General features: G+C 42.5%; 13 protein-coding genes. 4 read left to right on the top strand and 9 right to left on the bottom strand.

All coding sequences use genetic code 11. From position 1 onward, the window contains the following. Positions 1 to 174: 174 nt before the first annotated feature. On the top strand, positions 175 to 1,122 hold the full coding sequence (locus LDK34_RS11460) for a hypothetical protein (RefSeq protein ID WP_236941855.1): 948 nt from the start codon (positions 175 to 177) through the stop codon (positions 1,120 to 1,122). Between the two features lie 88 nt (positions 1,123 to 1,210). Here the strand turns inward: LDK34_RS11460 and rihB are convergent, their stop codons facing one another. Then, positions 1,211 to 2,143 carry a ribosylpyrimidine nucleosidase gene (gene rihB, locus LDK34_RS11455; RefSeq protein ID WP_178941993.1) on the bottom strand — a complete coding sequence of 311 codons (933 nt, stop codon included), beginning with the start codon at positions 2,141 to 2,143 and terminating at the stop codon, positions 1,211 to 1,213. A gap of 130 nt (positions 2,144 to 2,273) precedes the next feature. Here rihB and yeiL point away from each other — a divergent pair, with 130 nt between their 5' ends. Next, entirely contained in the window at positions 2,274 to 2,957 is a 684-nt protein-coding gene (gene yeiL, locus LDK34_RS11450) for a transcriptional regulator YeiL (RefSeq protein WP_178941992.1), read from the top strand. An 80-nt stretch (positions 2,958 to 3,037) separates the two neighbouring features. Here the strand turns inward: yeiL and LDK34_RS11445 are convergent, their stop codons facing one another. The 7 genes from LDK34_RS11445 to LDK34_RS11415 form a co-directional block, all read right to left on the bottom strand. Then, positions 3,038 to 3,295, bottom strand: a complete 258-nt coding sequence (locus tag LDK34_RS11445) for a CsbD family protein (RefSeq protein WP_017260378.1) — start codon at positions 3,293 to 3,295, stop codon at positions 3,038 to 3,040. 160 nt (positions 3,296 to 3,455) lie between these two features. Next, positions 3,456 to 3,845: an Asp23/Gls24 family envelope stress response protein gene (locus tag LDK34_RS11440; protein WP_017260379.1), complete on the bottom strand. Its 390-nt coding sequence runs from the start codon at positions 3,843 to 3,845 to the stop codon at positions 3,456 to 3,458. A gap of 52 nt (positions 3,846 to 3,897) precedes the next feature. Further along, entirely contained in the window at positions 3,898 to 4,332 is a 435-nt protein-coding gene (locus LDK34_RS11435; protein WP_017260380.1) for an Asp23/Gls24 family envelope stress response protein, read from the bottom strand. A 33-nt stretch (positions 4,333 to 4,365) separates the two neighbouring features. Continuing rightward, complete coding sequence (locus LDK34_RS11430) at positions 4,366 to 4,551, bottom strand: DUF2273 domain-containing protein (protein ID WP_178941990.1); 186 nt, start codon at positions 4,549 to 4,551, stop codon at positions 4,366 to 4,368. Positions 4,552 to 4,568: 17 nt separating this feature from the next. Further along, complete coding sequence (gene amaP / locus LDK34_RS11425) at positions 4,569 to 5,126, bottom strand: alkaline shock response membrane anchor protein AmaP (RefSeq protein WP_178941989.1); 558 nt, start codon at positions 5,124 to 5,126, stop codon at positions 4,569 to 4,571. 128 nt (positions 5,127 to 5,254) lie between these two features. After that, on the bottom strand, positions 5,255 to 5,758 hold the full coding sequence (locus tag LDK34_RS11420) for a GNAT family N-acetyltransferase (protein WP_178941988.1): 504 nt from the start codon (positions 5,756 to 5,758) through the stop codon (positions 5,255 to 5,257). A 176-nt stretch (positions 5,759 to 5,934) separates the two neighbouring features. Beyond that, positions 5,935 to 6,795, bottom strand: coding sequence for a hypothetical protein (locus LDK34_RS11415; RefSeq protein ID WP_178941987.1), 861 nt, complete (start codon positions 6,793 to 6,795; stop codon positions 5,935 to 5,937). A gap of 211 nt (positions 6,796 to 7,006) precedes the next feature. Between LDK34_RS11415 and LDK34_RS11410 the strand changes: the two genes are divergently transcribed. Both LDK34_RS11410 and LDK34_RS11405 read left to right on the top strand, forming a co-directional pair. Next, entirely contained in the window at positions 7,007 to 8,047 is a 1,041-nt protein-coding gene (locus LDK34_RS11410) for a zinc-binding dehydrogenase (RefSeq protein ID WP_178941986.1), read from the top strand. 421 nt (positions 8,048 to 8,468) lie between these two features. Continuing rightward, positions 8,469 to 8,942, top strand: a complete 474-nt coding sequence (locus LDK34_RS11405) for a hypothetical protein (RefSeq protein ID WP_178941985.1) — start codon at positions 8,469 to 8,471, stop codon at positions 8,940 to 8,942. An 84-nt stretch (positions 8,943 to 9,026) separates the two neighbouring features. On the opposite strand, the gene LDK34_RS11400 is transcribed toward LDK34_RS11405, so the two are convergent. Next, positions 9,027 to 9,791 carry an SDR family NAD(P)-dependent oxidoreductase gene (locus LDK34_RS11400; protein ID WP_178941984.1) on the bottom strand — a complete coding sequence of 255 codons (765 nt, stop codon included), beginning with the start codon at positions 9,789 to 9,791 and terminating at the stop codon, positions 9,027 to 9,029. Positions 9,792 to 9,867 lie beyond the last annotated feature (76 nt).

Raw genomic sequence — 9,867 nt, 5'->3', positions numbered from 1 at the left:
CGGGTCATGAAGATACCTCTTTCTTGTTTGTGGTGAATTAAGAATAGGTCTTCATGGCCTTTTTGACTAGTCTGAATAAAGAACTGGTCTAGTAGAGCAGGTGTTGCACTTCAATTTTAAATCGAGGTCTCAAAGAAAATAACAAAGTATAGTCAAAACAACCAAAATCAAAATTTGTCTAATGCAAAAGAGGTCAAAAATGGGTTATCGGACCATATCGAAGGTAATGGAGTTTCATCATCAACTTTATCTAAAGACGAATCCACGCAGATAGCTTCAGACGCAAAAAAAGGACAATTTGACGCCGATGATTACGGTGTTGGTTTAAAAACAACCATATCTAACGGTCAAATACATGTTTTAAAACAGGCTATGAAAACTGGTGCTGCATCTGCAGCCATAACTGCAATTATTTCTGAATTACCAACTTTATTAAAGGTTATTCAACAGATAGCAAACCAAGAAAACATCGACTTAACTGATCTTTCAAGCAATACTGGACCGACGATTGCTAATACGACCGACGCTTTTTTACAGTCGACAATTACTGGATATTTGACAACCAATGCAGCATCCAAAGTTTTTGGAGAAAAGTTAGCTTCAGAAGCAATGAAGAATTTAACTCCTGTCGGTATTTCTTCATTAGTTGTATTTGTATACGGAACTTGCAAAACGTATATTCAATATGCACGTGGAAAAATTTCTACAGCTTTGGTCAAAGACCAAGTGAATTCATTACTTTTTTCAACTATATTTACTCTATCTGGCAGTCTCCTTGGAGCAACCCTTGGCCCGATTGGCATGACACTTGGCAGTGTTATTGGAAGTGTTATTGGTGGCTTTGTGTATCAAGGCATAGAAAATTTAGCATTGTCTTACTCAATAAAATCCGGACAAACAATTTTCGGCCTGGTTGAACAGGATTATACATTAACGGACGAAATGGTTAAGCAATTAGGACTTGAAAGGTTTGCAATGAACACCCTAAAATTCGATGATATTGCTTTTAATGATTTTCAATTCGAAAAATTCAATTTTGAGACATTCAATTTTTCCAATATTGAGGTTGGACGTTTAAGACGCGGAGTTATTGGCGTAAACAAAGTTGGTTTTATACAATAACGGACACCAATTAAATATTTTTATGTAAAAAGGCACTGCCCATTTCATGTTGATTAACAATTGCAAATGGCAGTACCCTATTACATATTTATTTATACATCCGAACACATTTTTCAACTAAATCCCAGAACTTGTCCAGATCCAGTGTAATGCCGACCTTAGTATTTGGCTCTTCTTTCATAACATGGTGCATGTCACAAACAGTCCGACCGTAACAAGGCCCGCGGTTGATATCAACATCGACGTACACAGATTCTGTCTTGAAAATATCTGGTTCAATCAAGTAACCGATAGTGGTGGCATCATGAACGGGGCCAGCCTTCAAACCAAATGCTTCAAATTGAGTCTTCAACGTAAAGTTCATCATGTCGCTAAACAACTTACCAGCAGTATTGCCAACATCTTCCATTCGTTTGATGATGTCAGGCGTACAAATCGTCTGTTCGGTTAAGTCCAAACCCATCATGGTAATTGGCACCCCCGCACCAAAGACAACTTTAGCTGCTTCTGGGTCAGCAAAGATGTTGAATTCAGCAGATGGCGTAAAGTTCCCGGTCCCGTATGCGCCACCCATCAAAACGATTTCCTGAATCTTTGGGATAATGCGTGGTTCACGACGCATGGCAACGGCAATGTTAGTCAGTGGTGCGGTTGGGACTAACGTGATGTCGCCATCACTAGCCATCAAGGTATCAATAATAAAATCAACCGCGTTCTGCTTCTCGGCTTCCCGATGCAATGGGCCAAACGTTGGACCATCCAAACCTGTTTCGCCATGAATGTTGCCAGCAACCACCTGTTGGCGAACCATTGGTTGTGGCATCCCCGCATATATTTTCGTGTCAATGTCTAATAACTGCGCAACATTTAACCCGTTACGAACCGTTTTAGCCAATGTCTGGTTACCCGCAACAATCGTCACACCCAACAAGTCAATTGCTGGGTGTGCAGCTGCCATGAACAATGCAATCGCATCATCGTGGCCTGGGTCACAATCAAGAATAATTTTACGTCCTGCCATTTTTACTTCCTCCTCGAATTTCAGCGGTACTCGGATGCTCCCGAGCTTCGGCATCACTCTGCTACAATTTGTATTATATGTAAGCGGTTGCTATTATAAGTATGATAAATCTCATAGTTGAGGTAAAAACATGCAGGAAATCGATACTCAGGATGTTATTAACAATTTCATCGTCACTTCAGGGTTCAATGAACAATTTTCGTTTGATCCACGACAAGACACCAAGCTTTTCCACATTGCAGCCAATGATTTCATTGTCAAAGCCGGCGCTCCGTTAACGTACCTATTTTATTTAGTTAAAGGAAAAGCGAAACTATATGACGTGTTAGCAAACGGCAAAGTTTCACTAATCGATTTCTTTACACCACCCTGTTTTATTGGTGAAATGGAACTTATCGAACAACGGTCAGCAACGGCTTTCAGCATGCAGGCCATCACCGACTGCTGGTGTCTGGCGCTGCCCATCCGCCCACTGCAGAAAAAGCTACTCGCTGATCCCGTTTTTTTGCGTCAAATCTGCCTTTACTTCGTTCATAAAAATTACCGAACCGTTAAAACTGCTGGCAACAATGCGGCCTTTCCCGTTGCTCAACGTTTGGCATCATTTATTTTATTAACCGCTCACGATGGTCTCTACAGTGAGAAACACGTTCAAGTGGCTGAATACCTTGGCATTTCTTACCGTCACTTACTCTATGTGCTCGCACAATTCGTGAAAGATGGCTACCTTATCAAACAGCAGCATCACTACAAAATCGCCAATTCGGATGGCTTAACAAGGCTTGCCCACGATGTAAACGAAAGCACCAACTAGCTGAAAAACAGTTAGTTGGTGCTTTCTGATGTTTATAGGTTAGTAATCTAATGTGTGAGGGATGATCCGTCAACGCAACTTTAGTCGTTGGTCAATTTGTCCTTCAAATCGGAAACACCTTCTTTGACCTTTCCTTTGCCTTCATCCACGTTGCCGCTCACTTTGTCACCAGCATCGCCAGTGATGGCACCTTTGACTTGCTTAGCCTTGCCTTCGGCTTGATCAGTTAAGGCATCAAAACGTGACTTAATGTCCTCCATCTGATCCTTATCCTGAAAAATCATGTAAGCCAGAGCAATGTTGGCTGCAACACTAAAACCGAGTAATAAATTCTTCATCTAATCGCTCCTTAAAGGTTGTCTGAGGTATCCTACTATCATTAGCTTAGCCAAACCTGCTATTGCATTCAAAAAATATGCCTGTCGACATTGCTTTCCTTGAAGCAGAAGTGTGACAGGCATTTTTACCATTCTAATCAGATTCAACAGCGCTAACTAGCTACTTTTTCTTATCCGTTTTCGTCTGGTCGCGCCACTCTTCAGCTGTCAATAAATCCTTAACGTGCAACTTAATCGAGGTCACCGTGTAACCAGTCATCGAACGGACAGCAGCAGTAATCTTACGCGTGATTTTATCGAAAATATCGTTGGCATCTTTACCATATTCAAGCGTGCCGTCCAGCTCTAATTCGACCGTCTTTTTGTCTTCATCAATATCGGCAGAAACACCCTGTTCAGGCTTATTGACGCCCATCTGGTTTGAAATATTGTCGAATAGGCCACCCTTTAATTCCAGAACCCCGTCAACTTCTTGCGCAGTCTTACCGGCAATTTTTTCTAACACATCGTTATCAAAGACAAGTTCCTTTTTCGTCATCGCTTCAGCCATATTTATAACCTCCGTTAGTCGCGGGTAATGTTATAGATGATGTTCAAAATTCTTATTCAACTTCTTTAGTTTCTGTTGAATGTGATGAATTTGGTTTACCTTTTGTTTGATCTTGCCATTCCCGTTTACTCATCACATCATTGATGTGTAGATTCAACTCCACAACGTCTAAGCCAGTAAAGCTTTGAATGTCACGAACGACGCGCTGAGTAACCTGTTCAAATAATTGGCGGATATCTTTCCCGTACTCAACGGTAGCGTGCATATCTAGGGCCACTTGTTTTTGACCAACTTCTGCATCTATCCCTTGTGTTGGATCAGCTTGGTTTCGAAAGCGATCAGTAATGCCGCTAAGCATACCACCATCTAGTGACAAGACACCATCAACATTTCGTGCGGCCAATCCGGCAATCTTTTCAATAACGCCATCGTCGTAACTTAATGTGTGCTTTAACTGTGATTGTGCAGCTTGTTTAGTGTTTTCCATTATCGATTCCCTCCATAACAAAACAGACCTAACCTAACTAGATAAAAATTGATTGATGCGGCGTTTGATCATCTGTCGATCAACTACCCGACTGTACTTACCAATTAACGTACCAACTAAAGCCAATACCGCAACCAAAATCATGCTCCAAAAGCCGGCCAGTACCCACGCCAGTCCAAGCACCAGCCCGACTATGGTGCCAAACATCGGACGACTCATGAAACCACCTCCCTTCGCTAAACCACCCGTGCCTTCTGGTCAGGATTGCGAAATGCCTCAATTGTCACCTGACGCTTACGCAACTTGAATTGCAAACTGTCTTGAAGATACTCATTGACAACAGCCAACACGGCTTCACCCAAATCATCATATCTGGGTGTTTCTTGTGCTAGCGCGGTACCATGCACTTTAACGTCTGCCCGATGCTGTTTGGCGTGTGCACGAATATTTACCTCAAGATGCCCTACGTCAACAGCATCTTCAATCCGAAGTTTCAAATCCTGCTCAATTGCATTGACAGGTAGTCTCACGACGCCACGAGAGCCTTGAAACTCGATCATGCCAACTGTCCGTGGCTTAAATAAACCAATCAACAGGATAACCAACCCCACCAACGCAATAAAACCACCTGCCACAATCCAAATGATCATAGCTAATTTTGCGTCATGATTCATGATGCTAACAATCCAGTCGGAGACAAAGCCGATGTTTGCATTCATGGCCACTAACAGACACCCAATCACCAGCGTCAGGAAACCTGTTAGTCCCACTAGCCATTTTGTTGGCGCCCTCATTGCCTAACCTCCTTTCCTTTTATTGTGTACATATTATCCAATCCATAAGTAACCTTTCAAAAAATATGTCTGCCGCTAAAAAAGTAGTGAATCACAAGGAATTACCTCACAATTCACTACTAATCGTTCTAATTATTAAAATTGGTCAACTTTCGTTCAAAGATAACCGTTTCATTATTTTGCATGATTCGTTTGAAACTTAGCTTTTCCAATAGCCTCCTCGATGCTTGGTTATCTGGATCAACATCTGCCTTTATAACTCGGACATGTTGCTGTGACAAAAACTCAATCAATGCTTTAGCGCCTTCAAATGCATACCCATGTCGTGCAAACAGCGGATTGATCGTATAGCCTAACCACATTGTGTCACCCTCCAGTTGCAGATAAAAATCACCCAATAACTGCTCCATTTCAGGTTTTACAAATGCGAATTGTTTTCCTTGCGTGAGCTTTGGATTGGATAATAGTGTATCTTCAGCCTCCGCTCGACTCAGTCCTTTAAATTCCTGATACTGCATCCAGTCAAGGTTGTTATGGTAGCTCAAAAAAGCATCGATTTCATGAGCCGAAAAGGGACGAATTATCCCTCTCGTAGTAACTATTGATAAATTACAAATACTTTCTTCATTCATCTGCATTCTCCATCAATTACGATAATGCACAGTTATCGTAATTATACGGCCAGTTTTGACCTCACTTCGTTGTTTTCACGTATCTAAGCCGTTTTATTTAGTTTAAAGGCTTTTGTTCGTTGAGAAATTAAATGACTGGCTAGATTTTTCTAGCCAGTCATTTTTATCATTATTCATTATTTTGCAAATTTCTGCGCAATTGATGGGGCTGCTGGATTCGTTTGAGACTGATTGACAGCTTGTTGCAAACTAAATGAACCCGTCGATTGATTAACCCAATCAGCGCCACTCACTGCAGAAGGCATCGTATACATTTTAACTGTATCACCAGTAATGGTATAGCCTACGTTGGAGACACCGTTATTGGTGTTAAGAACATGAACTTGCCCATCGTCACCAGGCGTTATGTTGCCCCACTTAGGATCTGCGTTGACAATGGATAGCTGACTCATGTCTGCCACATTACGATCCTGACCGCTTGCCAATAGAATGGCCGCTGCCGTTTGAGCAGTTGATGATTGCTGTGGTTCCTTTGAGCTGGCAGTTACTGAGGCTTGTTGAGTGGCCTGCGAGTTACCGTTGGCTGAAGATTGCTGCGCTACAGAAGACTGATCAGTTGTTGCACTTGCAGTCTTGGTCGCCACGGATTGTGTAACCGGTGTCGAACTCTTCGTTGATTCACTAACGCTTGATGACTGAATTGTGGGAGCCGATGAGCTGGCAGTCGTTGTGCCGGTTGATGGCTGTGAGCTAACAGTGCTGCTTGAAGCAGTATTGACCGTTTGAGTCGATGGCTGCACATTTTCTACCGAGCTGTCCGCAACAGTCTTAACACTGCTATTCACTTCTGTAGTGTCGTTTGTGGCACTCGTCTTCTGACGAGACTGACTCGCATTACCTTTGACGACTTTTTGTGACGTAGTATGTACACTACCGCTCGACGCATTTGTCTTTGCCGTTGCTGACGCTGAGCAGCCAGCCAACACAACAACCGTTAATAAACCAACCGATGCAATTTTAAACCCTTTCATTGTCATGTCATTGACCTCCCAAATTCATGCGCTTTCTACAATTCGAATGTTACACTAGTGTTACTTAGGTTACAACAGCATTTCACAACTTCATTCTTTCTTAAACACTTATATGCGCATTTTTCAAACAACATGACAAATTTAAATTTTCAATCCGTAAAGTACGCAAACAAACACGAAAAGTCTTAAAATAACCTCGAAGGGAGTGTTCTACATAATGAAATCTACTGTATTTGTAAAAGCAGGCAAAGTTGAAGTTAAAGACATTGAAAAACCAACAGTTCAGGCTTCGGATGACGTCATCATCCGGGTCGTGCGGACCTGTGTTTGCGGATCCGATTTATGGGCTTATCGTGGTTTAGAAGATAAGGCCGCCAATTCCGAAAATACTGGTCACGAAGCCATCGGTGTTGTTGAAGAAGTTGGTAGTGCAATTACCACCGTTGTTCCTGGTGACTTTGTTATCGCACCATTTACTCACGGCTGTGGTCATTGTGCCGCTTGTCGTGCCGGTTTTGATGGTGACTGTCAAGACCATGACAATAACTTTAGTGACGGTGTGCAAGCCGAATACATTCGCTTTGCACATGGTGAATGGGCACTGGTTAAAGTGCCTGGCAAACCAGAAGATTACAGCGAAGCCATGTTGGATTCACTGTTAACGCTCGCTGACGTTATGGCAACTGGCTATCATGCTGCTCGAGTCGCCAATGTCCATGCTGGCAGTACCGTCGTTGTCGTTGGTGACGGTGCCGTTGGTTTGTGTGGTGTCATTGCTGCCCAGATGCGCGGTGCCAAACGAATTATTGCAATGAGCCGTCATGAAGATCGTCAAAAGCTCGCCAAAGAGTTCGGCGCAACGGATATCGTTGCAGAACGTGGCGACGACGCTGTTAAGAAAGTCATGGAACTCACTAACAATGATGGTGCAGATGCTGTGCTTGAATGCGTCGGCACTGAATTATCCAACGAAACCGCAACCCAAGTTGCCCGTCCAGGTGCTATCGTTGGCCGTGTTGGTTTGCCACATGAACCAAAAATGGACATGGCGCCTTCCTTCTATAACAACATTTCAATCGCAGGTGGTCCTGCTTCTGTTACGACCTACGACAAGAGTGTCTTACTAAAGGCTGTATTGGATGGCGACATTCACCCAGGTAAAGTCTTCACTAAGTCATTCAAACTGGATGACATCGATGATGCCTACAAAGCGATGGCTAACCGTGAAGCCATCAAGTCACTGGTTGTTACTGACTAGTAAACGCAATTTATGATAAAAAATAATCTCGCGTCCAACGACTATTACTGTCGTTTGGCACGAGATTTTTTGTGTTAAGTTGGCTGGCTTACTACGCACAATGTTCAAAAAGCTACCGTTACGCTGGCCGAAAACGCCGTTCCATGGGACCGGGTTCAACCCGCTAAAAAACGCGGTTTTCACACCTTGATTGTGAGCCGAAAATCACGTCTCATAAGTCATCCCGTCCACGAATCGATGCCGCAAAGTAAATTTTCATCGTATCCCCTCCTTATTAAGACTTGAAAAATCAAGCAAAAATATAAAATATGCCTTTATGATATACTTTTAAAAAAGTTTGAAACGAGAAAAAAATGATTCTATATCCACCACAGTTACTTATTTCCTTCATGCCGGCATCAGATTATAACGTCATCCCAACATGCTTTTGCTCTATGTTATTGGTATCTTATTTACGTTGTTTTCCTCCCATCGTGCCAAACAGTATTCCCAACTATTTTCAAGACAACATCAACTGCAAACGAACACTAAGATGGTCAGACAAATTAAACGCATTCGCTGGATTATTTTTTGCATCTATGTTGCCTACATCTTAATCTGTGGTGTTATCATGTCTGTTGAATCTGAGATGGCGCCTGATTTGTTACAAGACACCGTCAATATTGCGTTTATCGGGGGAGCTATTATCAATCTCGCGACGCTGGTTGTCATCGTCGGCTTACTGATCAAAGTGGAACATCACTCGCTACAGGTTGCGGTCAAAACCACGAAGTATAAATTCACTTCAAACGACATCGACCTCATGCGTACAATCTTTTTTTGGTCAAATACTGGAATAATCACACTTCTACTAACCCTACTGATTATTTGTTTGATGGGCACATCCATCTATTAAAATGATTGTAATTTCTGTCTTAAACATAAACACTCCACCACTACATTCTAATGAATGCGATGGTGGAGTGTTTTTAATTATGGCTTACCAAGCAACTGGTCCCTCAGTGTTAGAGAATGTTGCATTGTCTTTATTGTTCCAATCAGTTGCTAGTTCAATTGTACGGGCTACACCATGGGTAATCGGTTGGGCGCCCATAGCCTTGGCCTGTTCTGGCCTTGCGCCGCCAAACTCAGTGGCAACCATTCCTGGATCAATAGCGTTTACTGTAATGTTCAATTGGTCGCGTTGCATTTCTTTTGCCAATTGAACCGTGAACATGTTCGCTGCCGCCTTGGCAGATTGATAACCAACGGCAACTGCCTTGTACACGCCAGAAGCAGGATTTAGTGCTTCACTCTTAGACCCCATCATACTGGAAACGTTGATGATTTTTGCTTGTTGTGCCTGTTTTAACAATGGCAACATTTTCTGAGTCACATCAATCATTCCAAAATAATTGATATCAAAGTCTTTTTTCAACAACTCTGTTGAAACATCGGATGGTTTTTGTCCAAAGTCAAATACGGCACCAGCATTGTTGATAAGTTCCGATAAATAGCCAAACTTATCGGTCAACTGCTTGGCAGCCTGAGTAACCGAATCCGGCTTTGTCACGTCCAGTTCAACAACGTCCACAGAATATCCTTCCGTTGCCAGTTGGTCAGCTGCCTGCTGACCTTTGACTAAATTACGTGAACCTAAGATAACGTGCTGACCTTTTGCGGCTAATTCACGAACGATTTCGAGCCCCATGCCGCGGTTACCACCAGTTACCAAAGTTAATATCTCGTTATTTGTCTGTGTCATTTTAAAGTCCTCCAGAATTTATAAACAGCAATTATTTTCTTATCAGTTCGTTTCATAACTGAACAATTGTTATCCT

Source organism: Furfurilactobacillus milii (assembly GCF_021654115.1).
GTDB classification, from domain to species: Bacteria; Bacillota; Bacilli; order Lactobacillales; family Lactobacillaceae; genus Furfurilactobacillus; species Furfurilactobacillus milii.
Note: the sequence above shows the minus strand (reverse complement) of the source record. Positions and strands in the feature narration are given on the sequence as shown.

Coding starts and splice junctions, on each gene's coding strand:
- rihB (WP_178941993.1), bottom strand. CDS start 2,143: ATGGCAGGACGTAAAATTATTCTTGATTGTGACCCAGGCCACGATGAT.
- yeiL (WP_178941992.1), top strand. CDS start 2,274: ATGCAGGAAATCGATACTCAGGATGTTATTAACAATTTCATCGTCACT.
- LDK34_RS11445 (WP_017260378.1), bottom strand. CDS start 3,295: ATGAAGAATTTATTACTCGGTTTTAGTGTTGCAGCCAACATTGCTCTG.
- LDK34_RS11440 (WP_017260379.1), bottom strand. CDS start 3,845: ATGGCTGAAGCGATGACGAAAAAGGAACTTGTCTTTGATAACGATGTG.
- LDK34_RS11435 (WP_017260380.1), bottom strand. CDS start 4,332: ATGGAAAACACTAAACAAGCTGCACAATCACAGTTAAAGCACACATTA.
- LDK34_RS11430 (WP_178941990.1), bottom strand. CDS start 4,551: ATGAGTCGTCCGATGTTTGGCACCATAGTCGGGCTGGTGCTTGGACTG.
- amaP (WP_178941989.1), bottom strand. CDS start 5,126: ATGAGGGCGCCAACAAAATGGCTAGTGGGACTAACAGGTTTCCTGACG.
- LDK34_RS11420 (WP_178941988.1), bottom strand. CDS start 5,758: ATGAATGAAGAAAGTATTTGTAATTTATCAATAGTTACTACGAGAGGG.
- LDK34_RS11415 (WP_178941987.1), bottom strand. CDS start 6,795: ATGACAATGAAAGGGTTTAAAATTGCATCGGTTGGTTTATTAACGGTT.
- LDK34_RS11410 (WP_178941986.1), top strand. CDS start 7,007: ATGAAATCTACTGTATTTGTAAAAGCAGGCAAAGTTGAAGTTAAAGAC.
- LDK34_RS11405 (WP_178941985.1), top strand. CDS start 8,469: ATGCTTTTGCTCTATGTTATTGGTATCTTATTTACGTTGTTTTCCTCC.
- LDK34_RS11400 (WP_178941984.1), bottom strand. CDS start 9,791: ATGACACAGACAAATAACGAGATATTAACTTTGGTAACTGGTGGTAAC.